This window comes from Rhodovulum bhavnagarense (genome assembly GCF_004343505.1).
In the GTDB taxonomy this organism is placed as follows: Bacteria; Pseudomonadota; Alphaproteobacteria; order Rhodobacterales; family Rhodobacteraceae; genus Rhodovulum; species Rhodovulum bhavnagarense.
In genome coordinates, this window is the sequence record NZ_SLXU01000009.1 from 14,795 (window position 1) to 39,410 (window position 24,616).

Here is a 24,616-nt window from a genome sequence, read left to right on the forward strand (position 1 = left end):
GTCAGCCCCCCAGCTTGATGCGCGGGTCCAGCCACGCCAGCAGGATGTCGGAGATGAAATTCATGAAGACGATCATGAAGGTGAGCAGCAGCAGGATCGCGCCGGCCACATACATGTCGAGGTCCAGATAGGCCCGCAGCAGCAGCTCGCCCAGCTCGGTCAGGCCCAGGACCACAGCCACGATGGGCAGTTCGGAAAAGATGCGGTTCACGTCGAACCCGATGGTGGAGACCACCGGGTTGATCGCGAGGCGTGCCGGATACTTGATCAGGAGCTTTGTCTCCGGCACGCCCCGCGCCCGGGCCGCCGTGACCGAGAGCTTGTTCAACTCATCGGACATGGTGGCGCGAACCGTTTGCAACTGGTAGGCGACCGCCGACCACGCCAGGACGATGGCGGGCAGCCAGAGATGCGCGATCAGGTCGCCGGCCTTGGCCAGCGACCAGGGCGCGTCCTTCATCTCGGCCGAGAACAGCCCGCCGATATCGGCGTTGAACCAGCGGTTGGCGAAATAGAGCAGGATCAGCGCCAGCAGGAAGTTGGGCAGCGCAAGGCCGAGATAGGAAAAGGTGGTCAGCCCGTAATCGGCGAAAGAGGCCCGTTTTACGGCCGCGTAGATGCCGATGGGGATCGACACCAGATAGGTGATGATCAGCGTGCCGAACAGGATCGCCGTGGTCAGCAGCGCCTTGTCCCCGATCACCTTGGTCACCGAGGTTTCAAACGCAAACGCCTGTCCGAAATCGCCATGCAGGACGATGTTCCCGATCCAGTCGAAATACCGCAGCAGCATCGGCTTATCGAGGCCCAGCTCGACCCGGATCGCCTGGATGTCGGCCTCTGTCACCGACACGCCGGTGCCGGAATACTTGCGGAAGGCGTAGCGGTCGGCATAGTCGCCGGGTGGCAGTTCCATGATGATGAAGACCATCAGCGACACCAGAAGCATCGTGACGATCATTCCGACGAAGCGTTCGGCGGTGAACCGCAGCATGGGCCTTGTCCTTGCACGATCGCATGGGGTGGGGTGTGGCCCGGGCGCGCGAGCGCCCGGAGCCTTGCGTCAGATACGCGGGGGTGCGCTTACTGCTCCAGCCACCACTGCTGCGGGCGGTAGGGGTAGGTCCAGTAGTAGTCGTAGGCCTTGGCCGTCAGCGCCGGCACGTTCTTCAGCGCGTTGGCATAGACATACGGTTCGGGGATCTCGGACACGACGCCGATCTTGATCATGTTGTCGAGATGGATCTTCATCATCTCGGCACCCAGGGCGTTGCTTTCGTCGGTGCCCAGCGGATGCTTGATGAAAGCGCCCGCCACCTCGAAGAGGCGCTTGATATAGGCCGGGGGTTCCATGCCTTCGGCGCCGTCGGTCTCGATCCAGGTCGCCCAGTCGGCATGGCCCTTGGGGTTGAACGGATCGCCCGGGAACAGCGCGTCGGTCACGTCCTGGCTGATGTTCGGGCCGGACACGCCGTCGTTCTTCCAGGTCAGCACGTCGACCTCGTTGGCATTGGCGGCGGCGCGATACTCGTCCGAGGTGACCTCGCGTACGTCGACCTGAATACCCAGATCCGACCAGTAGCCTGCGGCCAATTCATGCAATTGGGACGCGGTGCCCTGGCTGGCAAAGGTGATGCGGATCGACAGCGGCTTGCCGTCGGGGCGGCGGCGGACGCCGTCACTGCCGCGGGCAAGACCCATCTCGTCCAGCAGGGCGTTGGCCCGCGCAGGATCGTATTCGGTGAAGTCGGTCAAATCCTCGGCCGACAGGAACGGTACCGTGACGTGTTCCGCCGCGGCCGTCTGCATCGGCTTGCCCTGGCCGAGATAGACGATCTCGTTGATCTCGTTACGATCCAGGCCCAGCGACAGCGCCTGGCTGAACCGCACATCCGAGAAGATCTCGCGCAGGACCGGGTCCTTGTGGGTCCGGTTGAAGCTGTAATAGGGCGACTGGCCCAGCGTCGGCGCCAACGCGACGGTGTAATCGCCCTTGCCCTCATTTTCCTTCAACAGGGGGAAGTCGTTCAGCTGCATCGCCTGCTGCTTCCAGGTGACCTCGCCATTCATGATGCGCAGGTTCACGACCTCACGCTCGGGCACGTATTCCTCGTTGATCTCGGAAATGTAGGGCAGCTGGTTGCCGGCCGTGTCCACCATGTGGAAATACGGGTTGGCGACCAGGTGGCGGCCCTCGGTATTCTCTTCGACGACGATATGCGATTCCAGCGTCGGCATGACCGCGGTGCCGATGGCGGCGACCTTGTCGGCATCCTTCATCAGCGGCGAGGGCACGTCCTTCCAGTCGGAATTGCCGTAGAAGAAGTTGACCGCCTCGGCCTCGTCGGCAAAGCCGTGCGCGGCGCGCAGCGCGGCGGCATCGGCGTTGTACTTGTCCAGGTAGCGGCCCAGGAAATGCTTGGGCAGGAAGGTCTGGCCATAGTCGATGGCCCAGCGGTTCAGCAGGTTCGGCTGCGCGACCGGGAGGGTGAAGGTGACGGTGGTCTCGTCGATGGCCTCGACGGTGGCGGGCTGGCCGTCGAACAGCCAGCGGCCCGGCGCCTTTTCGATGACGGCGGGGTTCATCAGCACGTCATTGTACCAGAACGCCACATCCTCGGCGGTGAAGGGTGCACCGTCCGACCACTTGTGCCCCTGGCGCAGGGTGAAGGTCAGCTTGGTGAAATCGTCGTTCCATTCCCACGACCGGGCGACGTTCGGAACGATGGTCTGCAGGTCGTCGGAGTAGCGCACCAGGTTGACGTGGCGCACCGACAGCAGGTCCGAGGTGCCCGACTCGGTGCCGCGTGACAGGCCGGTCAGGGTGCCACCATAGCTGCCGATGGCCGCATAGGGCGCCACGACCAGCGGCTCTTGCGGCAGGCGCTCGGACACGGGCGGCAATGCGCCATTGCCCAGGATCTCGCCGTTCAGCGCCGCGATCTCGGGGTTCTCGGCAAAGCCGAGGTCACAGGCGGCCTTGGCTTCGAACTCGGCCAGTTCGAATTGCTGCGGATAATCGGGGCTGAGACCCTGAAGATCGGCGACGGTCACTGCGGGGCAGTTGGCCAGCGCCGGAAGCGTCAGCGCCAGTACGGCACCGCCGGACAGGAGGAGGGCTTTGGTCATGGGGAAAGTCTCCGGTAAACGAAACGACCCCGGAGCTTTGGCGTGGCCATATGACGAACATGTAAAATGAGTGAGTATATAGCAAAACGCTATGAATTTGCGGGCTTCACAGAGCCGTCATACTGGGCCGACGCCAGCGAGACGAAGGCCTGAACCGCCGCAACATGGGCCATATCCTTTTGACAGATAATGAAATGTTGCGCAGTCAGGCGACCTTCGGAGATACGGACCGGGACCAGCCCGTCGCCCTTGGTCAGTTCCGCCGCCAGCGCCACCCCTAGCCCCAAACCTTCGCGTACCATCGCCACGATCGACCCCCAAGAGCCAAGCGCAAGCACCGTTTTCGGCGCGATTCGGGCAAGCTTCGCCGCCCCTTCGAACAGTTGCCGAGTGCCAGAGCCTTTCTCGCGCTGGATCAGCGAGAGTTCCGCGATCTCGGCCCAATCGGCCCAGCCCTTGTCCGCCAGCGGATGATCCGGCGGGGCGACCAGAACCACCGGCGTTTCGACAAGAGCCCAGCCCTGCATCCCGGCGGGCACTTCCCGCCCGGTGACAAAGCCGATATCGAGCCGCCCGGCCTCCACCCCCGCCAGAACGTCGGCAGAGGCCAGCGCGCGCGCCTCGATCTCGATACCGGGATGGGCCTGCATGAACCGCCCGATCACCGGCATTGCAATCTGGTAGGTGGAATAGCCGATCCGTAGCGCCCCCATCGCCAGATCGCGCGCCGCCACCAGATCCCGCTCCACATCGGCATAAAGCGCCAAGAGCGCGCGGATCCGGGGCAACAGCACCTCGAGCGCGGGGCCGGGCCGGATCGAATGACCCTGCCGGTTGAACAGCAGCGCCCGCGACAGCCTCTCTGCCGCGGCAATGTGGTTCGACACCGAGGGCTGGGAGACGTTCAATTCCTGCGCGGCTGCAGAGAAACTGCCCAGACGCGCCACGGCCTCTACCGCGCGTAGCTGGGCAACGGTCAAACCCTTGAAAGAGGCGGCTGTCATGGTCCGCTGTCCTGAATGTTTGGAATGGCTCGGTGTGGGCAATGCTGGCCGAATATCGCATGTGTCTCCTGGGAATGTCGACGCGGTGTTTCCCTTCCTGCTCTATTCCCACGCGTTGGTTCATGCGCACAGCCCCGTGAGAGACCCCGTAATACCGTGCGCGAGCGGGGCGCTGGTTGTCATGCCAGTGTAACATGCCCGACATCTGGCGTGGTTATGCTGCATCCGCGAAAACCGGGGGTTGCGGCATGGGCGGCATGTTTTCACTACGGGGTCAAACGGCTTTGGTTGTCGGTATTGCCAATGCGCAATCCATCGCCTGGGGCTGTGCGCAGGCATTGCGGGCGCAGGGCGCGAAACTGGCTGTCACCTGGCTAAACGACAAGGCCGAACCCCATGTCCGCCCCCTGGCCGAGGAACTGGAGGCCGACATCATGGCCCCGCTCGACGTGCGCAACGAGGCGCAGATGGACGCGCTTTTCGCCGAGATCACCGAACGCTGGGGCAAGCTTGACACGGTGCTGCACTCGATCGCCTTCTGCCCGCGGGACGATCTGCACGGTCGCGTCGTGGATTGCTCGGCCGAGGGGTTCGGCTTGGCGATGGATATCTCGGTGCATTCCTTCCTGCGGATGATCCGCCGGGCCGAGCCCCTGATGCCCGAGGGAGGAACCTGTATCACCGTGTCGTTCCAAGGCGCGAGCCGGGTGGTGGAGCATTACAACATCATGGGCCCGGTCAAGGCCGCGTTGGAATCGGTGGTGCGCTATGCCGCCGCCGAGCTGGGGCCGCGCGGCATCTCGGTCCATGCCCTCAGCCCCGGCCCGCTTGCCACGCGTGCGGCCTCGGGCATCGCGGAATTCGACGAGTTGCTGGACGCCGCCGCGCGCCGCGCCCCCACCCATCACCTTGCCACGATCCAGAATGTGGGGGCCTATTGCGCCTTTCTCGCTAGCCGCGAGGCGTCGAACGTGACCGGCGGTGTTCATCCCATTGACGGCGGCTATTCCATCACGGCCTGAACGGAGACAGCCTATGCATATCACGACCCCGCGCCCCTCGACCCTGGATGCTGCCGACATGATCGCCGCAACGCTGGGCGGTTTGGGACAGATGCCGCAAGACCGGTTTGCAGCAATGAGCGCCCAGATGGCCGAAGCGCTGGAGGGCACGCAACTGATGCGCGAGGTTGCCACGCGTCATGGCGGCGCGATCCTTGACGGCCATACCGCCCGGGCGCGGGCCACGCTTGGCGCGCTGAGCGGGCTGGCGGCCGATATCGCGCGCCCCGGCACCCAACCTATCGCGGCCTGGGGGGCCTGGCTGCGGGACGCGACCGAACGCTGGGTTCTGACGCTGGACGTGATGCGCGAACGTGGCGACAATTTTCGCGCCCATGAATCCGCGGGTTGCCCGCCGGTGCTGATCTACGATTACGAGGTAATCATGGATGGCGCCGACCTGCCGCACCCGTGCAATTATCAACTTTTGCGTATCCTGCCGCCCAAGGGTGTCACGGTGCATGATTTCAAGCGTCCCTACATTATCATCGACCCGCGCGCGGGCCATGGCGGCGGCATCGGTGGGTTCAAGCCCGACAGCCAGGTCGGCGTTGCGCTGCGCGATGGCCACCCGGTCTATTTCGTGGCCTTCGGGCGTGATCCGGTGCCGGGCCAGACGCTGGCCGATGTCACCCGCGCCGAGGCCGAATTCGTGCGCGAAGTCACCCGCCGCCACCCTGACGCGGCCAAGCCGGTCATCACCGGCAATTGCCAAGGCGGCTGGGCCACGCTCTTGCTGGCCGCGACCAACCCGGACCTGACCGGCCCGATCGTTCTGAACGGTGCGCCGGTCGCCACCTGGTCGGGCGAGGTGGGGCGCCACCCGATGCGTTATAACGGCGGGCTGTTGGGCGGGACGTGGCAGCCGATGATGTGGGCCGACCTGGGCGGCGGCGTGTTCGACGGCGCCAACCTGGTGATGAACTTCGAGATGCTGAACCCCGGCCGGACGTGGTTTCGCAAATATGCCGACATGATGGCGGATGTCGATGACCCGAGGGTCCGCGCGCGATTCCTGGAGTTCGAGCGCTGGTGGGGTGGCTTTTTCATGTTGAACGAGGCGGAAATCCGCTGGATCGTGGAACAATTGTTCATCGGCAACCGCCTGACCAAGAATACCGCGATGCTGGAACCGGGCCGGCTGGTCGATATAAAGCAGATCCGCGCGCCGATCATCGTCTTTGCCAGCCACGGCGACAACATCACCCCGCCGCAGCAGGCGCTGAACTGGATTCTCGACGCCTATGCCGATGTCGACGAAATCCGTATCCGCGGCCAGCGTATCGTCTACATGGTGCACGAAGAGGTCGGCCACCTGGGTATCTTCGTGTCATCCCGGATCGCCCTCAAGGAACATTCCGAGGTGTCCTCGACCCTCAAGACCATCGAGGCGCTTGCGCCCGGCCTTTACGAGATGCAGATCGACAAGATCGAGGGTGCGGGCGCGGACAAGCGGTTTCTCGTCAGTTTCGCCGAGCGCAGCTTTGCCGACCTTGAGGCCCTGGGCGGCAACCGCGAGGAAGAGGTCGCCTTTGCCGCGGTCGCGCGCGCCAGCCAGATGCAGGCCGATGCCTATGACACGCTGATCCGCCCCGCCATCCGCGCCATGGTCAGCCCGCGTGCCGCCGGTGCGGCCCGTGCCCTGCATCCGCTGCGTGCCCAGCGTGTGGCGCTATCTTCGCTCAACCCCGCGATGGCGACGGTGGCGACGGCGGCCGCGAAGATCCGCGAAACGCGCATCCCCGTCGATCCAGCCAACCCCTTCCTGGCGATGGAGCGTTTGGCAGTCGACCTGACCGAGCAATGGATCGATCTTGCGCGCGACATGCGCGACGCGGCCTACGAGATGAGTTTTTTCGCGCTGTGGAACACCCCCTGGGCGCGCGCCTTTGGTCAGCCGATGGCGTTGCGCCGCACCCGCAAGAGCGCCGATGAGTTGCGCGCGCTGCCCATGGTGCAAGGCACGCTGTCGCGCATCGCGCAGGGCGGGTTCATCGAGGCGGTGATCCGCATGCTGGTGCTTCTGGCTGAAAGCCGGGGCGCGGTGCGGCGCGACCGGCTGGAACGCTCGGCCCGGGTGCTGAACCGCGACGCGCCGTTCCGTGACCTGCCGACGGAGGTACGCGCCCATATCATCCACGAACAGACCCTGATCGCCACCTACGATCCCGAAGGCGCCATCGCGGCGCTGCCCAGCCTGTTGCACGAGGGGGCAGAGCGCGAGTTGGCCGCGCGTGTCGTGCAATATGTCCCCGGCCCGATCAACGAGATGGCCCCGCACACGCTTGAGATGCTCAACCGTTTCCGCGCGGTGCTGGGGCTTGGGCCGGTGACGCAGGATGTGCTGGACGATCCGCTGGCACCATCCATGGCGGCACCCGCATCGCCAGACGCGGCGGCCAGTTAAACGCCCCGGCGCAAACCGGCCCGCGCCCCGATCGGGCGGGGTGTGGGGCGCGCCTTATGAATCGCCCTGGAGAATGCCGAAAAGTTCCCGCGTATGCCGTTTCAAAAGCTGGTGCTGACGCAGGCGTTCTGACGTAACCGCCCGATTGCCACCGCCTGCCGTGAGGCGGCCTGATAGCCTAAGACACGTGCATAGCGACGTCGTTTGCGACGTCTCTTATGCGCGGAGGGATCATGCGGGGCGAAATTCTGGGGGTCGAGCGGCGCCGTTATTGGGGTGACGACGAGAAGCTGGCGATCGTGAGCGCGGTGGGTGTGGGCGGCGCTACGGTGACGCAGGTTGCGCAGCGCTACGAGGTGACACGGCAACAGATTTATGCGTGGCGCCATGAGCTGAAGCGAAAAGGCCTCTGTCACCGGATGCAGGGGCGCTGTTCCTGCCAGTTGGCGCGCCGTCCGTTCCGGATCTTCCCGCGGTGACCAATCCTGTGCCTGCTGTCTGGATTGAGCTTCGTCTGGCGAAGGGGCGCGTGCTGCGGTTCGAAAGCGATATTGCGGAGGCGGCGCTGACGCGTCTGATCCGCGCGGTGGATGGGGCATGATCGGGCCTGGCACCGGTGTTCGGGTCTATCTGGCTTGTGGCGCATCAGAACGCGCCGTTCAGCCTCTACGACCTGTGCTTTCTGGCCGGGGAGACATGGCAGGAGCAGGCTGAGCGGGCGTTTTGTCATGGTGCGTAGCACCCAGCGCAGTCTTCTCAATGCCGTGAACAACCTCGTTCTGAGCTGGTGACTGCTGCTGGAGGACAAGTCGCAACTGGATTGCCTTGAGGACACAAATGATGAACAATCAAGGGAGCCGCGTGCGCGGCGTTTGCTTCCTGCGAAATCTTGACGTAAACGCGTGACACGCTTCCAAACGGAAATCCGTCTGAGGGGGCCGTGATCTTCTATACTTTGGGCTGTCTGCTATGGACGATAGAAACATTCGCCTGCATTTTGAAGGCCCAAAGACAATAGGGCACACCGTACCAGCACAGGTTATGGTGCGCGCCTTGGAAAACATTCAGCAAATCGTTTATCTCTTGGCAAAGCAAGAACGTGGAAACGTTATGAAGCAGCGCGCAAGGGTTTCACGGGAGATTGAAAAGACTTTCGCGATAATCTGCCAAGTCCCCGAGAACGGTGGATATGCGCTGCCGCAGGAGATTGGCGATCCTTCCGACGATTTTTTTAACGAAGACGAAATAAAATCAGTCGCGCATAAATTCAGGGCTCTCAGCGAGGCGATTGAGGCAGAAGATTCCGCGAAGGTTAGCCAAATCGTCCCTGACCACATCTATCGGTCTGCAATCCTGAAACGATACAAGGCTGCTCAGCCGCCTAAGAGATCGGGGCTGGTGCTTTCCATTGAGGACTACAGGCACAAACGGCTTTTCGGCGGGAAGAACGCGCTTGATAAGATCGAACGAATTGAGTCATCGGGTAAGGTTCATGAGTTTGGAGAAACCCACGGTTACCTGACCGGGACGCTCGTGAAGATGGATTTTGTCCAAAGGTCACTATCTCTCAAACTATTGAGTGGAAATACGGTCCAAGCGGTTTACCAGGATGATTTCGAGCCGACGCTGCTGGAGAATGCCAGGGGCCTAATCCAGATTCATGGGAACATTCAGTATAATGAAAAGAATGATCCAACGCTGATTTCTGACGTTGACGACGTCACCGAACTCGACCTCTCTCCGATTGCGATCAAGCATTTTGAAGTCGCTGGAAGCGTCATCTCGGTCGTTCCTCCGCTAAACTTCGAGATCGAGCTCGATGAGGATAGCGGCATGCTTTCATCCTCGAGTGATTTCGAGATTTTGGTTTGTGCAGAAACAAGGCCTGCACTTGAAGACGAAATCGACGAAGCGCTTCGGATGCTTTGGCTTGAGTACGCCCAAGAGAATGACGATGCGCTGTCACCTAAGGCTATTGAGCTTGCAAATAATTTACGAGCGCGATTTTCAATGGACAGTGAGTAGTTGCCATGCAGAGAGATGACGTTGAATCGGCACTTCTGCGCAAGGGCTTCCAGAAGAACAATACCGATCACTCGTACTATCAATTCTTTGATAAGAACGGGAAGAAGACGATTGTAAATACCAAGACATCTTTTGGCTCAAAATATAAGATGTTAGGGTCGCCGCTTGTGGCTCAGATGGCGCGACAGTGCAAACTTACAAAGGCGCAGTTTCAGCAGCTGGTCGAATGCACGTTAAGCCACGAGAACTATGAGAAAATTCTAAACGACGGCGGTCACATTTAGAAGTTTGTGTCGATGCGTGGCTATCGATGCACTGGCCAATCCCTGATGTCTCGATCATCCGCTGTGTGCTTCAATGAAAACTCGCCTGAAAGGACGTCGCGGTCAGCGAGACATGCGCGTCCAGCGGCGGGTGCAGCTCGAACGCCTTCGGTTCGCGCGCGAAGTTCCAGAGCCGGAACAGGGACCATTCCGAGCGCCGTTCCTCGGCCACGGCCAGCTCGTTGCGGCTGATGTGGAAAGGGGTGCGTTCCCAGCCATTCGTCGTCTTCACCTCGATCAGGCGCGGACGGCCGTCCGGCGCGAAGCTGGAGATATCGTAGCCGGCACCATCGCCATCCTCCTCCGACACCCACCTGACCTTGCGCGCAAGATCGTCGCGGCCTGCTGATTTCAGGGCGGCACGTTCGTGCGCCAGCACACGTTCCTCACCGGCACGGCCGAGGGCGCGGTTTCGCTCGTCTCTCGCCGCGACATCGAATTTGCGGGCGATGTGCAGCATCTGCTCCAGCTCCTGCGGCGGCGGCTGGTTCGACAGCGTGGGCGGCGGCCCAATCCAGATCGGCCGCGCCTCCGCGAGGCCGGTCGTCGCTCTGGTACCCGAATGGCGGCCGAGCCATGCCGGGTTCAGCGCCAGCCAGCGCGCCACGGCATCCACCAGCGTCATCTGGAAATTGAAGGCGGGCTTGTAGCCGGGGATCCAGTCTTCACCCAGCCCCTTCAGCACGGCGCTGATGTTCTGGTGCTTGAACTCGACCGATCCCTCGGAGCGATCATTCAACAGGGGCAGAAGCCCGCGCCGGTGCTCGGCCTTGTTGTAGGGGCGACCAGAGACGTCGTACGCCAGCATCGCGAAGTAATCCGCGACGATCAGGTCGTTCTCTTGATCGGTCCAGGCCCCGTTTGACATCGCGCCAGGCTAAGGGCGGAAACTGCGTTTGTCATCAGAGACTTCGCGCAAAACTCCCAAGTCATACTAACGACCACGCCGCCCGTGTCGCGTCTCCGCCTGCTTTGAGACAAGCCGGAACCAGCGAAACGCGGGCGCAACGCGCGCCCGTCAGTTCATTGAAATGTATGGGGGTTTTGAATCCGTCTCGCCGGGAGCGAGGGGCGGCTGGAAAGAGACGGTGGGCGTTCGGAGACCGATCTCGCGCAGTCGGCCAGTCTCCGAAGGGCGGATGGTCCGTGCAAACCCCTTTGTCACATAAAGAAAAAGGCCCCGCGAGGGACCTGTTTTCGGGTTTGCAATGTGCAAGTGGCGGAGAGACAGGGATTCGAACCCTGGGAGCCCGTGAAGGCTCAACGGTTTTCGAGACCGCCCCGTTCGACCACTCCGGCACCTCTCCGCACGCCTGTGGCTCGTGGACCGCGGCATAGAGCGAAGAAGAGTCGGGTGCAACCCATTTTTGCGCATTGGGCCGGAGCCATGGTTGGAAAGGGGACATTCTGTTACTAGGTCCTTCGCAATTGCGGAAGGAGGCCGCCATGCGTCGTGTTCTGATTGCGTGTTTGATGGTTTTGGGCCTGGCCATGCCGGGTCCCGCCGGGGTTTCGGATGGGGCGGGCGGGCTTTTGGCGGCGTTGCGATTGGCCGACATGGTCGAGGTCATGCGCGCCGAGGGTTTGGCCCATGGTGCGAGGATGGAACAAGAGTTGTTCGTGGGTCGCGGGGGCGAACGCTGGGCCGTTGCCGTCAGTGACATTTATGACAGTGCCCGCATGCTTGCGACATTGACCGACACGCTGGAGCGCGACCTGGCGCGCGAGGATAAAGGTCCGCTCGCCACATTCCTTGCCTCTGGGCGCGGTTCTCGTGTCGTTGCGCGCGAGATCGAGGCACGGTGGGCACTGCTGGATCCCGATATCGAAGCGGCAAGCCTTGAACGGTTGCGGGACATGCGCGCCAATCGTGATCCGCGTCTTGATCTTCTGGGTCGCGTGATCGGTGTCAACGATCTGGTCGAACAGAATGTCGTGGGCGCAATGAATGCCAATTTCGCCTTCTACGCCGGGCTGGCAGAGGGCGGCGCCTTTGCCAGGCCGCCGACCGAGGATGAGATGTTGCGCGATGTCTGGGAGCAGGAGCCCGAGATTCGCGCCGAAACCGAGCAATGGCTATATTCCTATCTCGCGCTGGCCTATGCGCCGCTGTCTGACGCGGTGCTGGATGAGTACGTCGCGTTGTCGCGAAGCGCCGAAGGGCAGGCACTGAACGGTGCGCTTTTTGCCGGCTTCGACCGGGCCTTTTCTCGAATCTCACACGAGCTGGGGGTAGTGGCGGCCCGTTTCGTGGCGGGCGAGGATATCTGAGGCGGCTGGCTCGGGCGGGGCTTGACTTGCGCGGGAAAATGATCCAGTTAGCGCACTCGGCCCGGGGCTTCCCTCGGGCCATTCATGTTTGAACAATCGTCCCTCGCGGGGCGCGCTGTCCGAGGCGCCACAGGCAAGAACGCCGCCCAGCATGGGGCGGGGCCACAGGATGCGGCAAAGAAAAGGAAATGACCCATGTTCGCGGTCCTCAAGACCGGTGGCAAGCAATACAAGGTGCAGTCGGGTGACCTGCTGCGTGTCGAAAAGCTTGCCGCCTCTGCCGGTGAAACCGTGCAGTTCAACGACATTCTCATGGTTGGTGCCACCGTCGGCGCCCCGTTCGTGCAAGGTGCGGGTGTTCAGGCCCAGGTGATCGACCAGATCAAGGGTGACAAGGTCATCCATTACGTCAAGCGCCGCCGCAAGCACAGCTCGCAGCGCAGAAAAGGGCATCGCCAGCAATTGACCCTGCTGCGCGTGACCGAGATCCTAGAGGCTGGTGCCGAGGCGTCTGGCGTCAAGGCCGCGATCGGCGCAGGCAGTGTTTCGGCCCCGTCCGGCGCCGCGCCTGCCAATGCGGCCAAGGACAAAGTTTCCGCCGGTGGTGATGACCTGAAAAAACTGTCCGGCGTCGGCCCCGCGATGGAAAAGAAGTTCCACGAGGCCGGTATCACCCGATTTGCCCAGATCGCCGCCTGGACGAATGAGCAGGCCGCCGCGATGGACGCGCGGCTGGGCCTCAAGGGCAAGATCGAGAAAGAAGGCTGGATCGCACAGGCTGCGGACCTGGCCAAGGGCTAATCGAGAGGAGAAGACGACATGGCACACAAGAAAGCAGGCGGCTCCTCGCGCAACGGGCGCGACTCTGCCGGTCGCCGCCTCGGGGTTAAACTTTACGGCGGTCAGGCCGTCATTCCCGGCAATATCATCGTGCGTCAGCGCGGCACCAAGTTCTGGCCGGGTGAGGGCGTTGGCATGGGCCGGGATCATACGATCTTTGCCGTCGCCGAGGGCGCAGTGACCTTTCACAAGGGCCTGAAAGGGCGCACGTTCATTTCGGTTCTCCCGACGGCGGAGGCCGCGGAGTAAGCCGAGAGCCCGAGCGTTGACATCAGGGCGGGGGATCGGCGGCAGCCGGTCCCCCGTCTTTTTTCCGGGGGCAAATGCCCGAGGAGGTAAGCCATGAAGCATGACTCAATCGCCGCCCAACCCGTCATAAGGGCAGAGCGTTTCGTTTTGCGGCCGGTGCGTCAGTCGGATGCGGGTCTGCTGAACCTTTACGCCGGTGATCTGCGCGTGGCACGGTTCACCCGATCGTTGCCTCATCCGATGCCACCGGGAGCGACAGAGGCGTTTATCGCGCGGGCGCAAAATGGCGAGCGGTCCGAGGATGTCTGGGTAATGGATGGCGCCGAACGGGGCCTGTCAGAGGTTCTGGGGGTGATCGCTCTCAACCGGATGGATCGCAACCAGTCCGAGATCGGCTATTGGGTGGCCCCTGCCTTTTGGAATACCGGCATCGCCTCCGAGGCGGTCGGTGCGCTGATCGCGGCCAATCCCCAGAAGGCCGACACGATCTTTGCCGAGGTCTTTCAGGATAATCCGGGCTCGGCCCGGGTTCTGACCAATGCTGGGTTCGACTATATTGGCGATGCCGAGGCCTATTCGGTAGCGCGCGAGGCCAAAGTGGCGACCTGGACCTATCTCAAGCGGCTTGTCTGAGCCATGAACGCGGCGGACGATTTTCACATCGAGACGCCGCGCTTGACCCTGCGGCCTTTCGCCGGTGAAGATTTGCGTACGCTTGCCCGGATCGCAACCGATCCGCGCGTGGCGCCGATGATGGGAACGATTCCTGTCCCCTGGCCTGAACGAGAGATGCGGCTTTGGGTTGACAGGGCGCGTTTCCGGGGCACGGTGGGCTTTCGCCTGGCCATCGCCAAGCGGCAGGGTGGGGTGATCGGGACGATCGGGCTTGGCGGTGCACCGGCATCGCTGGCATACTTCCTTGATCCAGCGCACTGGGGGCGCGGCTATGCAACAGAGGCCGCTCGGGTTTTCCTAGCCGGGTGCTTCGCGCGCTTTCCCGGCCTCGACGTGGTCGGGGCGGATCATTACTTTGACAACCCCGCCTCTGGCCGTGTGCTGGAAAAACTGGGCTTTCGCCCAACGGGCCGAGGGATCGGCCATTCTCGCGCGCGGCTTGAGCCTGCGGCCAACATCCACTATCGCCTGTGGCGCTCTTCATTCGAGGCTCGACATGAAATTCCTTGACCTTGCACGGGTCCATATTCGTTCCGGTAGCGGCGGGAATGGCTGCGCCAGTTTCCGTCGTGAGAAATACATAGAATTCGGTGGTCCCGACGGCGGCGATGGCGGACGCGGCGGCGATGTCTGGGCCGAGGCGGTCGACGGGTTGAACACGCTGATCGATTTTCGGTACCAGCAGCACTTTTTTGCCCAGAACGGACGGCCCGGTCAGGGTCGTCAAAAGACCGGTGCCTCGGGCGATGACATCGTGTTGCGCGTGCCAGTGGGCACCGAGATCCTGGACGAGGACGAGGAAACCGTGATCGCCGACCTTACCGAGGTCGGCCAACGCGTCCTGCTGGCCCGCGGCGGCAATGGGGGATTTGGCAACCTGCATTTCAAGACCGCGACCAACCAGGCGCCGCGGCGGGCCAATTCCGGCCAGCCCGGGGTGGAGCGTACGATCTGGCTGCGTCTCAAGGTGATTGCCGATGCCGGGCTTTTGGGATTGCCCAATGCGGGCAAGTCGACTTTCCTGGCCGCGACCTCGAATGCGCGGCCCAAGATCGCGGACTATCCCTTTACCACGCTGCATCCAAACCTGGGCGTGGTGGGGATTGACGGCGTCGAATTCGTGATTGCGGACATTCCCGGCCTTATCGAGGGCGCACATGAGGGGCACGGGCTGGGCGATCGGTTCCTTGGCCATGTCGAACGTTGTGCGGTTCTGTTGCACCTGGTCGACGCGACCTCGGATGATGTCGCGGGCGATTGCCGCACCATCATCCACGAACTTGAGGCCTATGGCGGGCACCTCGCCGACAAGCCGCGCGTGACTGTTCTCAACAAGATCGATGCTTTGGACGAGGACGAGCGCCACGAGAAGAGGGCCGAGCTTGAGGCCGAAACGGGACAGCGCGTCCTGATGATGTCGGGCGTTTCGCGCGAGGGCGTCGCAGAGGTCTTGCGCGCGCTGCGGGCCGAGATTGACGAGGACCGACTGCGCCATGGTGATATGGACGAGGAGGACGCGCCGTGGCGTCCCTGAGTGATGCGAAACGCGTCGTAATCAAGATCGGATCGGCCCTGCTGGTCGATCGGACAAGGGGCAGCCTGCGCGATGACTGGTTGCGCGCGCTGGCCGAGGACGTGGCGATGCTCAAGGCGCGCGGCGTTGACGTGGTCCTGGTCTCGTCAGGCTCGATCGCGCTGGGTCGGGGGGCGCTGGGGCTGGGCTTTGGGGCGCTGGCGCTGGAAGAGTCACAGGCCGCTGCCGCCGTCGGTCAGATCCGTCTGGCGCGTGCCTATGAGGATTGTCTGGCCCCCCACGGCATCACCGCCGCGCAGGTATTGGTGACACTTGAGGATTCGGCCGATCGGCGGCGTTATCTCAACGCGCGGGCGACGCTGGAAACGCTTTTGTCTTATGGCGCTGTGCCGATCGTGAACGAAAACGATACGGTTGCCACCGATGAAATCCGTTTCGGCGATAATGACCGACTGGCGGCGCAGGTCGCCGTGACCGTCGGGGCCGATACAACGGTCCTTTTGTCCGACGTTGACGGATTCTACACCGCCAACCCTGCGCAAGACCCGGCTGCGCGCCGCTTTGACCTGATCGAGGACATCACCCCCGAGATAGAGGCGATGGCGGGCGATGCAGGCTCTGGGCTCAGCAAGGGCGGCATGAAGACCAAGCTCATGGCCGCCAAGACCGCGACCGGGGCGGGCTGTGCGCTGGTCATTACCCAGGGCGCGGCGCTGAACCCGATCCAGGCGCTTGAAAATGGCGCGCCCGCCACCTGGTTCCGCCCCAAGGGGGACCCGCAGGCCGCGCGCAAACGCTGGATCGCCTCGATGAAGCCCCAGGGCTTCGTCTCCATCGACGAGGGCGCGATGTCGGCGCTTCGGCGCGGTAAATCGCTGTTGCCGGCGGGTGTGACCGACGTGACTGGCGATTTCGGGCGAGGGGACCCGGTATCCATTCTTGGGCCGAACGGCGAGGGGCTTGGTTCGGGGCTGGCCCGGTATACGGGGGCCGAGGCTCGGCTGATACGGGGCTGCCGCTCGGGTGATATCGAGACGATCCTGGGCTATCCGGGGCGTGCGGCGCTGATCCACAGGGATGATATGGCAACATGACCGACACCAAAGACATTCCCGCACTGATGGCCGATCTGGGTGCGCGTGCCAAGCGTGCCGCCGCCGAACTGGCCTTTGCCAGCACCGAGGCCAAGGCCGCTGCGTTGAACGCCGCTGCGGAGGCGGTTCTTTCCAGGCAACAAGAGATCCTTTTGGCCAATGAAAAGGATATGGCCTTCGGTCGCGAAAAAGGGCTGAGCCCGGCCATGCTGGACCGGCTGCGGCTGGACGAGGGCCGAATTGCGGAAATCGTGCGGGGCCTGCGCATGGTGGCCGGCCAGCCCGATCCGGTGGGCGAGGTGATCGCCGAATGGGACATGCCCAGCGGGCTGCATATCCGCCGGGTCCGCACTCCCCTTGGCGTGATCGGGGTGATCTATGAAAGCCGCCCCAACGTTACGGCAGATGCGGGTGCGCTGTGCCTCAAGGCTGGGAACGCTGTGATCCTGCGCGGGGGCTCGGAAAGCTTCCATTCCTCAGGCGTTCTGCATGATTGCTTGGTGGGCGGGCTGCGCGCCGCCGGTTTGCCCGAGGATGCCATCCTGCGCGTGCCGACCCGCGATCGCGCGGCGGTCAGCGAGATGCTGGCCATGACCGATACGATCGACGTGATCGTGCCGCGTGGTGGCAAGGGTCTGGTCGGGCTGGTGCAGCGCGAGGCACGGGTGCCGGTCTTTGCCCATCTCGAGGGCATCGTGCATGTCTATGTCGATAAGGGTGCCGATCCGAAAAAGGCGTTGGACGTGGTGCTGAATGCCAAGACCCGCCGCACCGGCATCTGCGGCGCGGCGGAATGCCTGCTCATCCATCGCGACGTGGCGGCCACCCTGGGCGCCGAGCTGGTCGCCGCGCTGGTGGCCGCGGGGGTGCGGGTGCATGCAGATGAGGTGCTGGCCAAGCTGCCCGGCACTGTTCCCGCCACCGATGCGGATTGGGGGCGCGAATACCTGGACATGGATATCGCCGCTAAGGTCGTCGATGACATCGACGCCGCGATCGCCCATATCCGAATCCACGGATCTGGCCATACCGACGCGATCCTGACCGAGGATGATGCCGCCGCCGCGCGGTTCTTCGAACGGCTGGACAGCGCGATCTTGATGCGCAACGCCTCGACCCAGTTCGCCGACGGTGGAGAGTTCGGGATGGGCGCCGAGATCGGGATCGCGACTGGCAAGCTGCACGCGCGCGGGCCGGTAGGGGCGGTGCAGTTGACCAGTTTCAAATATCTGGTCGAGGGGGATGGAACGACCCGGCCCTGAGCGTGTAGAATTCGACCGCGAAACCGTCATCATGCCGCGACAGTTTCAGACCGCATCCCGCCTCGGTCACCGCCACGGGAAGCAAGGCGAATTGCACCTCGGCCGGACGCAGGGCAATCTCTGGCACTGCGGTCCGGGTCAGGGGGTCCCATAGCTCGCTCGGCATCGCGATGCGTGGTCCGTCCCCCGCGATCCGCACTTGGCCCTGTCCAACCGTCACATCAAGCCTGCCGCCGCGGGGCAGGGCGGTTTCGGCGCACATCACCGCAAGGATCAGCGCCTTTGCAATTGGCCGCGATACCGAAACCGGCATCGCGGTCCTGACCGAGACCCGTCCCGCCAAATACAAGCCCGCAAGCCCGCCCTCGATTTCGTCCCGAGCGATATCCGCCCCGCCGGTCGCGGTGCCAAAGGCCAACCGCATCATCCGCAGGCGAGCAGTCGCGCTGGACAGGCTTTCCGCGATCAGTGCGGTTTCCTGGCTGTTGGCCAGCGCGGAGTGGCACATCGACAGAAGTTCCATGCCATTGCCAATCGCGCCAAGCGGGTTAACTAGGTCGTGGCAAATCCTTGAACCGACCAGGGCCGTGACGTCATTCATTCCCCGCCCTCCCGAAACAGGAGCCGTCCGATGCAGCCCCTAAACACCATCCTCGAACCCGGCATGATCGTGCGCCATCCGGGCCAGCCCGATTGGGGGCCGGGGCAGGTGCAATCCGTGATCGGGGCGCGAATCACGGTCAATTTCCGCGAGGCGGGCAAACAGGTGATAGATGGGACGCGTGTGGAACTCATGCCGGTACATAATCCATAGCTCGATATGACCCGAAGCTTTGCGCAAGTGTGTTAACAGTGCCTTAACGCCACTGTCCCCGCGTCAGGGCGTACTGTTGCAACCCGGTTGCTTGCCGCCTAGAAGGCGCGCTGTGGCCTTGAAACCGGCGCGAGCCTCCCTGATGCACCTGCCCGACGATCATTTTCAGCTCAAGCTGGCCGAGAACGAGGCCGACCTGCGTGCTGCACAGCGATTGCGTTACGAAATCTTCGTCGCCGAGCTTGGTGGCGACGGACCGCTTGTCGATCATGCCGCGCGGCTGGAACGCGACGATTACGATCCCTATTACGATCACCTTTTGCTGATCGATACCCGGCGCGAGCCCGATGACCGCGTGGTCGGGGTGTACCGGCTGTTGACCTGTGAAGGGGCCGAGCGACTGGGCCGGTTCTATACAGAGGATGAATACGACCTGACCCCTCTCAAGAACAGCGGTCGCCGGCTTCTGGAACTGGGACGGTCCTGCGTGCATCGCGACTATCGGGGCGGTACGGCGTTGTTCCATCTCTGGAACGGGCTTGCCGATTACGTTCTCGACCGCCGGATCGAGGTTCTTTTCGGCGTTGCCAGCTTTCATGGCACAGACGCCGCCGCGCTGGCTGAACCGTTGTCTTATCTGCACCATCATTTCCTCGCCCCCGTGCCATTGCGTGTGCGGGTGCGTCCGGAACAGTGCCAGGCCATGGACCTGCTGCCCGAGGCCCAGATCGACCGCAAGCGCGCCATGCTGGCGATGCCGCAACTGATAAAGGCTTATCTCAGGTTGGGCGGCTTCGTTGGCGAGGGGGCATTCATCGACCATGCCTTCAACACGACCGATGTCTGCCTTGTCATGGATACCGCGCGGATGAACCAGAAATCCCGCGCCCGTTACACGCGGGGGCGCGGATGACCCCATGGCAGGGTCCGCCACCGCCCGTTGTGCCGCAAAAGGGGGCGGGCGACTGGCTGCGTATCCTGTGGCGCGGCACGGCGCTTGGCATCGTGACCTTCGGCTGCCTGTTGCTGTTGCTGGTCGTGCGATTGATCGAACGTCCGATTTTCGGCTGGCATCGACCGGTGACCCCCTTCATCACGCAATTTGTCTGCCGGATGGCCTTTGTTATCCTTGGCATTCGACACATTGTGCGTGGACGACAGATGCGCGAACGCGGGGCCGTGGTGGCCAATCACGGCTCTTGGTTGGACATATTCACGCTCAACGCGCGTAAGCGGATCTATTTCGTATCCAAGGCAGAGGTGGCCGACTGGCCCGGTATCGGCTGGCTTGCGCGGTCCACCGGCACACTGTTTATCAATCGCGACCGGCGCGACGCGCGCGCCCATAACGGCCTGTTCGAGGAAAGGTTGAAGGCCAATCACAAACTGTTGTTCTTTCCCGAGGGCACCACGACTGACGGTTTGCGTGTCCTGCCTTTCAAAACAACGCTTTTTGCGGCGTTCTTTGCCGATGACCTGCGCTATATCCTGCATATCCAGCCGGTTACTGTGGTCTATACCGCGCCGCGCGGCCAGCATCCTGCGTTTTACGGATGGTGGGGCGATATGGGCTTCGGGGAACACCTGCTCAAGGTGCTTGCGGCCAAGCGGCAAGGCTCTGTCGAGGTGATCTATCACCCCCCCTTGCGGGTGGCAGATTTTGCCGACCGCAAGGCATTGGCGAAAGCCTGCGAAGAGTCGGTGCGCAGCGGCCTGTCCGCCTGAGGCACGGTATCTTGCGGCAACGATGTCCTCAAACTGCCGCGATCAGGCGTCCTAGGGCTGCGACGGCATCCTCTTGTCGCCAGATTTCCTCGCCGAAGGCAAAGAAATCGGTGACCGGGGCCAGCCGCGCGACGCAATCCTCGTCCAGCGCCCCCTCGGCCACCACGGGCAGTTCGATCACCTCGGACCACCAGGCGAACAACTCTTGCGGGGCGAGCGTACCATCGCCCAAACCGCTTTGTCCCACCGGCCCGAAAGAAACGTAATCGGCGCCCGCCTCGCCCGCGTTCAGCCCGTCATGGCGTGAGGCCCCGCAAAACGCCCCGATGATCGCATCACTGCCAAGGGCTTCGCGCGTCTTGCGAACGCGCCGCGCGCCATCGGGCAGGTGAACCCCGTCCAGCCCCAGCCGCTCGACCAGCGCGATATGGCTGTCGATCACCAGCGGGATGTCACGGGCATGGACAATCTCGCGCAAGGTGTCCGCCGCGCGCGCCACGGCATCCTCGTCGGCACTGGCCATGCTCAGGCGCATGCAGGCGATGGGATGTGCGTCCAGCACCGCGGCCAGCCTCTCGGAAAAGGGGGCCAGCGCAAAGGCGGGTGGCGTGACGAGATAGATTTGCGGCAGCTCACGGTCGGCCATGGCGTCTCTCCGGTCTTTCGTGGTTCGCTGCTATAGCCGGACTCGAGGCGCTTGACCATGGCTTGCACCCACGCGTATCACCCCGGCCCATGTCTGATGCGAATGATCCCATGATGCAGCAACCCGCCTTTGTCCTCGTGCGTCCGCAAATGGGCGAGAATATCGGAGCTGCCGCGCGGGCGATGTGGAATTTCGGCCTTGAGAGGATGCGCATGGTCGATCCGCGTGACGGCTGGCCCAATCCACGCGCCGTGGCGCTTGCCAGCGGGGCAGGGCGATTGCTAGACGAGGCGGGGATCTTCGACAGCCTGGCCGACGCGGTGGGCGACTGTGACTATGTCTTCGCGACCACCGCACGGGGGCGCGGCCTGACCAAGCCGGTCGTTACCCCCGAACGCGCGATGGAACAGGCGCGCGCCATGATCGGACAAGGGCGCCGCGTCGCCGTCCTGTTCGGCCCAGAGCGCGCGGGCCTTGAAAACGACGATATCGTGCGGGCTAACGCGATCATATCGGTGCCGGTAAATCCCGGTTTCGCCTCGCTGAATCTTGCCCAATGCGTGTTGCTGACCGCCTATGAGTGGCGTCGTCAATCGTCCGGCATCCTGCCCGAGCGGATGGAGATGGCGGGTGCCGAACCTGCCAGCGCGCTGGAGGTCGAAAAGCTGGCCGAACATTACGAAACCCGCTTGGACGAGGCCGGGTTCTTTTTCCCTCAGACAAAGGCCGAGGGCATGAAGCGCACCCTGCGCAATCTCTGGAGCCGGATGCCGCTGACCCGATCCGACGTACAGGTTTTTCACGGGATGTTGCGGCAGTTGACCCGTCGCCCGGGCGGCGAGCAGTGACTTGCGACTGCGTCGCCGCGGGCCTAGTCTGCGCGCGAAGGACGGAGGGCGGCCGATGAGCAAGACCCGCAATATTTTCGAGGATGTCGGCACCGATGCACCGCGGGAACGCCCCGTGGTTCAGCCCGGTGCGATCGACCGCGCCGCGCGATCGGGGGCGCGTGGGGTCGTGCGACTATGGCTTGGGTCGATTTTCTTTGCGCTGGCCGCCATGCTGATCGGCGCGGCGATTTCCCGGCTCCTGGGCCAGGGCGTTACGCTGCGCGGCGGCCTTCCGCTATATGGCACGCTGCCGCCGATGGATGCCCAGGCCTGGCTTGCGGCCTTCGATCGTTATCTCGCGGGGCTGCCGCCGGAGGCGCCGCCGGCCATCTCCGACCTTGCCGCGTTCCAGCGCGCTTTCTGGTGGGAATGGGGGGTCAGGCAGGCCGGCACCCTTGCCGCCGCGCTCTGGGCTCTCGGGATCATGGGCATGTCGGTGCCGCGCTTCATGCCCAAGGGCTGGGGCCTGCGTCTGGCAGGGATCGGCGCGCTGCTTGCCTTGATCGGGCTGGCCGACTGGGCGCTGGGGCCGGCGGGGCATGTGCCCGCCCTACTCGACGCGCCATCGCTTCGGGTGGCGGCGATGAGCGGGATTGGATTTGTTTCGCTTGGCCTGATCGCGTGGTACATCCTGAAGCTTGGCAGATCCGAGGCGGCGCTGATGCAAGCGCGCCGTGCGCGCGATGCCAGGGCTTTTGGACTGTCAACGGTCGTGATGCACCTGGTGTTCGCGCAAATCCTGTTCGGGGCGCTTCTGGCGGGTCGCGATTCGGGGCGCGGCTTTGTTGACTGGCCGCTCATGGGGGGGCATGTTTTGCCGCCCGGCATTTGGGCGATGACGCCCGGCTGGCACAACCTCTATGACAATCCTGTTTTGGCAGAATTCGTTCACCGCGGGCTCGGCTATCTGTTGGTCCTGGTGGGGACCATTGCCTGGGTCAGGGGGCGCAAGAACGTCCATCGGCGCACCCGCATGGCGTTTCACTGGATGGCGGTTATGCTATTCGGGCAGGTGGTTCTGGGTATCGGCAGCGTTCTTTACGGCGCGCAGTGGCATATCGTGCTGGCGCATAACCTGGGCGCGGTGGCCCTGGTCGTTCTGGTTCTTCGGGCGCGATTTTTGGCGCGATACCCGTTTCAACAATCCATCCGGGGGTAGGGCATGACCGCCTATCACGATCTGATTGCATTCCAGCGCGAGACAGAGGCATTGGCGCTGGTTGCCGGCCGTCTGGGCTGGGACCAGGAGACGATGATGCCCAGGGGCGCGGCGCATCAGCGGGCCGAGGAAATCGGAGCGTTGGAAACGGCCCTTCACCGTCGCCGTACCGATCCGCGGGTGGGCGAGTGGCTGGCCGCGCTGGAGGGCGAAGCCCTTGACGATGTGGCCCGCGCCCAGGTTCGCCACATCCGCCGAGGCCATGAGCGCGCGACTCGGCTGCCGGACACCCTGTCGGCAGAGCTGGCGCGCGTGACCAGCCGCGCCCAGGGCATCTGGGCCGAGGCGCGTGCGGCTGATGACGTGGCCCATTTCATGCCAACCCTGCGCGAGGTGGTCCGTCTCAAACGAGAAGAGGCTGCGGCCTTGGCGCAGGGGGGCGATCCATACGATGCGCTTCTGGACGATTACGAACCCGGCGCGACCGGCGCTGGTCTGGCCGCGATGTTCGACCGGATGCGTCCGCGCCTGGTGGAGTTGCGCGAACGCGTGATGGGAGCGCAACGCGCCCCCGCGCCGTTGATGGGCCGTTTTGAAACCGAGGGCCAGATGGGGCTTGCCCGTGAAATCGCGTCTCATTTCGGCTATGACTGGCGGCATGGCCGGCTGGACCGGTCTGTGCATCCCTTTACCTCGGGCTCTGGCACGGATGTTCGGATCACAACGCGGGTCGATGAATCCGATCCGTTGAACTGTCTCTATTCGACCCTGCACGAGGTTGGGCACGGCACCTATGAGCAGGGCATCGATCCAGCCTACCTGTTGACGCCGCTGGGCAATGGCGTGTCGATGGGCGTGCATGAAAGCCAGAGCCGGATCTACGAGAACCAGCTTGGCCGATCCCGTGCCTTTTGCGGCTGGCTGTTCGGGCGGATGGGTGAGGTTTTCGGCCTGGCGGGCGCAGCGGATGCCGAAGCATTTTACGCCTCGGTGAACCGGGTGCATTCGGGATATATCCGTACCGAGGCGGACGAGGTTCATTACAATCTGCACATCATGCTGCGCTTTGATTTGGAGCGCGAATTGATCGCCGGCCTGCTGGAAGCAGATGACCTCGAAGAGGCATGGAATACGCGGTTCGAGGCCGATTTCGGCGTCGCGGTCGACAAACCCTCGAACGGGGTGTTGCAGGATGTCCACTGGTCGGTGGGGCTTTTCGGATATTTCCCGACCTATAGCTTGGGCAATGTCTATGCGGGCTGTCTTCATACTGCGCTCAGGGCCGCGGTTCCGACGCTGGAGGATGACCTCGCGCGTGGCCATGCCGAATCTGCAACCGCCTGGCTGCGCGAGACCGTTCAACGTCATGGCGGGCTTTACCAGCCGGCCGAGCTGATCGAGAGAGCCTGTGGGTTCGCACCGCATGAGGGGCCGCTGCTTGACTATCTCGATACAAAGTTCGGCGCGCTTTACGGGGTATAGGCGGGCGCAGGCTGGCGCAGTTCCAA

At 63.3% G+C, this 24,616-nt stretch carries 26 protein-coding genes and 1 tRNA gene; 20 read left to right on the forward strand and 7 right to left on the reverse strand.

Going from position 1 to position 24,616, the window contains the following annotated elements; all coding sequences use genetic code 11:
- Nucleotide 1: 1 nt before the first annotated feature.
- From EV663_RS10010 to EV663_RS10020, 3 genes are all read right to left on the reverse strand, one after another.
- Nucleotides 2–994, reverse strand: coding sequence for an ABC transporter permease (locus tag EV663_RS10010; RefSeq protein WP_243697932.1), 993 nt, complete (start codon nucleotides 992–994; stop codon nucleotides 2–4).
- 89 nt (nucleotides 995–1,083) lie between these two features.
- Nucleotides 1,084–3,129, reverse strand: a complete 2,046-nt coding sequence (locus EV663_RS10015; protein WP_132951663.1) for an ABC transporter substrate-binding protein — start codon at nucleotides 3,127–3,129, stop codon at nucleotides 1,084–1,086.
- Nucleotides 3,130–3,218: 89 nt separating this feature from the next.
- The gene (locus EV663_RS10020) at nucleotides 3,219–4,133 is read right to left on the reverse strand and encodes a LysR substrate-binding domain-containing protein (protein WP_132951664.1); all 915 of its coding nucleotides are present in this window, start codon (nucleotides 4,131–4,133) and stop codon (nucleotides 3,219–3,221) included.
- A gap of 257 nt (nucleotides 4,134–4,390) precedes the next feature.
- Between EV663_RS10020 and fabI the strand changes: the two genes are divergently transcribed.
- The 6 genes from fabI to EV663_RS10045 all read left to right on the forward strand — a co-directional run bounded on the left by fabI (nucleotide 4,391) and on the right by EV663_RS10045 (nucleotide 9,910).
- On the forward strand, nucleotides 4,391–5,155 hold the full coding sequence (gene fabI, locus EV663_RS10025; protein ID WP_132951745.1) for an enoyl-ACP reductase FabI: 765 nt from the start codon (nucleotides 4,391–4,393) through the stop codon (nucleotides 5,153–5,155).
- 13 nt (nucleotides 5,156–5,168) lie between these two features.
- The gene (locus EV663_RS10030; protein ID WP_243697933.1) at nucleotides 5,169–7,601 is read left to right on the forward strand and encodes a DUF3141 domain-containing protein; all 2,433 of its coding nucleotides are present in this window, start codon (nucleotides 5,169–5,171) and stop codon (nucleotides 7,599–7,601) included.
- 233 nt (nucleotides 7,602–7,834) lie between these two features.
- A complete protein-coding gene (locus tag EV663_RS10035; protein ID WP_132951665.1) occupies nucleotides 7,835–8,080 on the forward strand; it encodes a transposase in 246 nt (81 codons plus the stop codon).
- On the forward strand, nucleotides 8,077–8,202 hold the full coding sequence (locus tag EV663_RS15970; protein WP_279432541.1) for a hypothetical protein: 126 nt from the start codon (nucleotides 8,077–8,079) through the stop codon (nucleotides 8,200–8,202). Before EV663_RS10035 ends, EV663_RS15970 begins: the two co-directional genes overlap by 4 nt.
- Nucleotides 8,203–8,570: 368 nt before the next feature.
- Nucleotides 8,571–9,626 carry a hypothetical protein gene (locus tag EV663_RS10040; protein WP_132951666.1) on the forward strand — a complete coding sequence of 352 codons (1,056 nt, stop codon included), beginning with the start codon at nucleotides 8,571–8,573 and terminating at the stop codon, nucleotides 9,624–9,626.
- A 5-nt stretch (nucleotides 9,627–9,631) separates the two neighbouring features.
- A complete protein-coding gene (locus EV663_RS10045) occupies nucleotides 9,632–9,910 on the forward strand; it encodes a hypothetical protein (protein WP_132951667.1) in 279 nt (92 codons plus the stop codon).
- Nucleotides 9,911–9,980: 70 nt separating this feature from the next.
- Here the strand turns inward: EV663_RS10045 and EV663_RS10050 are convergent, their stop codons facing one another.
- Together EV663_RS10050 and EV663_RS10055 are read right to left on the reverse strand one after the other, a co-directional pair.
- Entirely contained in the window at nucleotides 9,981–10,817 is an 837-nt protein-coding gene (locus EV663_RS10050; protein ID WP_132951668.1) for a protein NO VEIN domain-containing protein, read from the reverse strand.
- Between the two features lie 349 nt (nucleotides 10,818–11,166).
- Nucleotides 11,167–11,256: transfer RNA gene (locus tag EV663_RS10055), tRNA-Ser, on the reverse strand.
- 139 nt (nucleotides 11,257–11,395) lie between these two features.
- Between EV663_RS10055 and EV663_RS10060 the strand changes: the two genes are divergently transcribed.
- From EV663_RS10060 to EV663_RS10095, 8 genes are all read left to right on the forward strand, one after another.
- Complete coding sequence (locus EV663_RS10060) at nucleotides 11,396–12,220, forward strand: hypothetical protein (protein WP_132951669.1); 825 nt, start codon at nucleotides 11,396–11,398, stop codon at nucleotides 12,218–12,220.
- Between the two features lie 195 nt (nucleotides 12,221–12,415).
- Nucleotides 12,416–13,021, forward strand: coding sequence for a 50S ribosomal protein L21 (locus EV663_RS10065; RefSeq protein WP_132951670.1), 606 nt, complete (start codon nucleotides 12,416–12,418; stop codon nucleotides 13,019–13,021).
- 18 nt (nucleotides 13,022–13,039) lie between these two features.
- Entirely contained in the window at nucleotides 13,040–13,309 is a 270-nt protein-coding gene (rpmA, locus tag EV663_RS10070; RefSeq protein WP_132951671.1) for a 50S ribosomal protein L27, read from the forward strand.
- Between the two features lie 93 nt (nucleotides 13,310–13,402).
- Entirely contained in the window at nucleotides 13,403–13,942 is a 540-nt protein-coding gene (locus tag EV663_RS10075) for a GNAT family N-acetyltransferase (protein WP_132951672.1), read from the forward strand.
- A gap of 3 nt (nucleotides 13,943–13,945) precedes the next feature.
- The gene (locus tag EV663_RS10080) at nucleotides 13,946–14,494 is read left to right on the forward strand and encodes a GNAT family N-acetyltransferase (RefSeq protein ID WP_132951673.1); all 549 of its coding nucleotides are present in this window, start codon (nucleotides 13,946–13,948) and stop codon (nucleotides 14,492–14,494) included.
- Entirely contained in the window at nucleotides 14,481–15,518 is a 1,038-nt protein-coding gene (gene obgE / locus EV663_RS10085) for a GTPase ObgE (RefSeq protein WP_132951674.1), read from the forward strand. Before EV663_RS10080 ends, obgE begins: the two co-directional genes overlap by 14 nt.
- On the forward strand, nucleotides 15,506–16,612 hold the full coding sequence (gene proB, locus EV663_RS10090; protein ID WP_132951675.1) for a glutamate 5-kinase: 1,107 nt from the start codon (nucleotides 15,506–15,508) through the stop codon (nucleotides 16,610–16,612). Before obgE ends, proB begins: the two co-directional genes overlap by 13 nt.
- Nucleotides 16,609–17,874, forward strand: coding sequence for a glutamate-5-semialdehyde dehydrogenase (locus EV663_RS10095; protein WP_132951676.1), 1,266 nt, complete (start codon nucleotides 16,609–16,611; stop codon nucleotides 17,872–17,874). The genes proB and EV663_RS10095 overlap by 4 nt, the downstream gene beginning before the upstream one ends.
- Here the strand turns inward: EV663_RS10095 and EV663_RS10100 are convergent.
- Nucleotides 17,834–18,475: a histidine phosphotransferase family protein gene (locus EV663_RS10100; RefSeq protein ID WP_132951677.1), complete on the reverse strand. Its 642-nt coding sequence runs from the start codon at nucleotides 18,473–18,475 to the stop codon at nucleotides 17,834–17,836. The genes EV663_RS10095 and EV663_RS10100 overlap by 41 nt on opposite strands.
- Before the next feature lie 30 nt (nucleotides 18,476–18,505).
- Between EV663_RS10100 and EV663_RS10105 the strand changes: the two genes are divergently transcribed.
- The 3 genes from EV663_RS10105 (at nucleotide 18,506) to olsA (ending at nucleotide 20,413) form a co-directional block, all read left to right on the forward strand.
- Nucleotides 18,506–18,688 (forward strand): DUF3553 domain-containing protein, encoded by a 183-nt coding sequence (locus tag EV663_RS10105; RefSeq protein ID WP_132951678.1) that lies wholly within the window; start codon nucleotides 18,506–18,508, stop codon nucleotides 18,686–18,688.
- 142 nt (nucleotides 18,689–18,830) lie between these two features.
- Nucleotides 18,831–19,601: an L-ornithine N(alpha)-acyltransferase gene (olsB, locus tag EV663_RS10110; RefSeq protein ID WP_132951679.1), complete on the forward strand. Its 771-nt coding sequence runs from the start codon at nucleotides 18,831–18,833 to the stop codon at nucleotides 19,599–19,601.
- Nucleotides 19,598–20,413 (forward strand): lyso-ornithine lipid O-acyltransferase, encoded by an 816-nt coding sequence (olsA, locus tag EV663_RS10115; RefSeq protein ID WP_132951680.1) that lies wholly within the window; start codon nucleotides 19,598–19,600, stop codon nucleotides 20,411–20,413. The genes olsB and olsA overlap by 4 nt, the downstream gene beginning before the upstream one ends.
- A gap of 28 nt (nucleotides 20,414–20,441) precedes the next feature.
- On the opposite strand, the gene EV663_RS10120 is transcribed toward olsA, so the two are convergent.
- Nucleotides 20,442–21,059, reverse strand: a complete 618-nt coding sequence (locus tag EV663_RS10120) for a thiamine phosphate synthase (RefSeq protein ID WP_132951681.1) — start codon at nucleotides 21,057–21,059, stop codon at nucleotides 20,442–20,444.
- Between the two features lie 113 nt (nucleotides 21,060–21,172).
- On the opposite strand from EV663_RS10120, the gene EV663_RS10125 reads away from it, so the two are divergent.
- From EV663_RS10125 to EV663_RS10135, 3 genes are read left to right on the forward strand one after another with little or no spacing between them, the layout of a single operon-like run.
- Nucleotides 21,173–21,907, forward strand: a complete 735-nt coding sequence (locus EV663_RS10125; protein ID WP_132951682.1) for an RNA methyltransferase — start codon at nucleotides 21,173–21,175, stop codon at nucleotides 21,905–21,907.
- A 55-nt stretch (nucleotides 21,908–21,962) separates the two neighbouring features.
- Nucleotides 21,963–23,108 carry a COX15/CtaA family protein gene (locus EV663_RS10130; protein ID WP_132951683.1) on the forward strand — a complete coding sequence of 382 codons (1,146 nt, stop codon included), beginning with the start codon at nucleotides 21,963–21,965 and terminating at the stop codon, nucleotides 23,106–23,108.
- A 3-nt stretch (nucleotides 23,109–23,111) separates the two neighbouring features.
- On the forward strand, nucleotides 23,112–24,590 hold the full coding sequence (locus EV663_RS10135; protein WP_132951684.1) for a carboxypeptidase M32: 1,479 nt from the start codon (nucleotides 23,112–23,114) through the stop codon (nucleotides 24,588–24,590).
- Nucleotides 24,591–24,616 lie beyond the last annotated feature (26 nt).

What these genes read in the sequence shown, in the direction of transcription:
- EV663_RS10010 (WP_243697932.1), bottom strand. Translation starts at nt 994, where the DNA reads ATGCTGCGGTTCACCGCCGAACGCTTCGTCGGAATGATCGTCACGATG.
- EV663_RS10015 (WP_132951663.1), bottom strand. Translation starts at nt 3,129, where the DNA reads ATGACCAAAGCCCTCCTCCTGTCCGGCGGTGCCGTACTGGCGCTGACG.
- EV663_RS10020 (WP_132951664.1), bottom strand. Translation starts at nt 4,133, where the DNA reads ATGACAGCCGCCTCTTTCAAGGGTTTGACCGTTGCCCAGCTACGCGCG.
- fabI (WP_132951745.1), top strand. Translation starts at nt 4,391, where the DNA reads ATGTTTTCACTACGGGGTCAAACGGCTTTGGTTGTCGGTATTGCCAAT.
- EV663_RS10030 (WP_243697933.1), top strand. Translation starts at nt 5,169, where the DNA reads ATGCATATCACGACCCCGCGCCCCTCGACCCTGGATGCTGCCGACATG.
- EV663_RS10035 (WP_132951665.1), top strand. Translation starts at nt 7,835, where the DNA reads ATGCGGGGCGAAATTCTGGGGGTCGAGCGGCGCCGTTATTGGGGTGAC.
- EV663_RS10040 (WP_132951666.1), top strand. Translation starts at nt 8,571, where the DNA reads ATGGACGATAGAAACATTCGCCTGCATTTTGAAGGCCCAAAGACAATA.
- EV663_RS10045 (WP_132951667.1), top strand. Translation starts at nt 9,632, where the DNA reads ATGCAGAGAGATGACGTTGAATCGGCACTTCTGCGCAAGGGCTTCCAG.
- EV663_RS10050 (WP_132951668.1), bottom strand. Translation starts at nt 10,817, where the DNA reads ATGTCAAACGGGGCCTGGACCGATCAAGAGAACGACCTGATCGTCGCG.
- EV663_RS10060 (WP_132951669.1), top strand. Translation starts at nt 11,396, where the DNA reads ATGCGTCGTGTTCTGATTGCGTGTTTGATGGTTTTGGGCCTGGCCATG.
- EV663_RS10065 (WP_132951670.1), top strand. Translation starts at nt 12,416, where the DNA reads ATGTTCGCGGTCCTCAAGACCGGTGGCAAGCAATACAAGGTGCAGTCG.
- rpmA (WP_132951671.1), top strand. Translation starts at nt 13,040, where the DNA reads ATGGCACACAAGAAAGCAGGCGGCTCCTCGCGCAACGGGCGCGACTCT.
- EV663_RS10075 (WP_132951672.1), top strand. Translation starts at nt 13,403, where the DNA reads ATGAAGCATGACTCAATCGCCGCCCAACCCGTCATAAGGGCAGAGCGT.
- EV663_RS10080 (WP_132951673.1), top strand. Translation starts at nt 13,946, where the DNA reads ATGAACGCGGCGGACGATTTTCACATCGAGACGCCGCGCTTGACCCTG.
- obgE (WP_132951674.1), top strand. Translation starts at nt 14,481, where the DNA reads ATGAAATTCCTTGACCTTGCACGGGTCCATATTCGTTCCGGTAGCGGC.
- EV663_RS10095 (WP_132951676.1), top strand. Translation starts at nt 16,609, where the DNA reads ATGACCGACACCAAAGACATTCCCGCACTGATGGCCGATCTGGGTGCG.
- EV663_RS10100 (WP_132951677.1), bottom strand. Translation starts at nt 18,475, where the DNA reads ATGAATGACGTCACGGCCCTGGTCGGTTCAAGGATTTGCCACGACCTA.
- EV663_RS10105 (WP_132951678.1), top strand. Translation starts at nt 18,506, where the DNA reads ATGCAGCCCCTAAACACCATCCTCGAACCCGGCATGATCGTGCGCCAT.
- olsB (WP_132951679.1), top strand. Translation starts at nt 18,831, where the DNA reads ATGCACCTGCCCGACGATCATTTTCAGCTCAAGCTGGCCGAGAACGAG.
- olsA (WP_132951680.1), top strand. Translation starts at nt 19,598, where the DNA reads ATGACCCCATGGCAGGGTCCGCCACCGCCCGTTGTGCCGCAAAAGGGG.
- EV663_RS10120 (WP_132951681.1), bottom strand. Translation starts at nt 21,059, where the DNA reads ATGGCCGACCGTGAGCTGCCGCAAATCTATCTCGTCACGCCACCCGCC.
- EV663_RS10125 (WP_132951682.1), top strand. Translation starts at nt 21,173, where the DNA reads ATGCAGCAACCCGCCTTTGTCCTCGTGCGTCCGCAAATGGGCGAGAAT.
- EV663_RS10130 (WP_132951683.1), top strand. Translation starts at nt 21,963, where the DNA reads ATGAGCAAGACCCGCAATATTTTCGAGGATGTCGGCACCGATGCACCG.
- EV663_RS10135 (WP_132951684.1), top strand. Translation starts at nt 23,112, where the DNA reads ATGACCGCCTATCACGATCTGATTGCATTCCAGCGCGAGACAGAGGCA.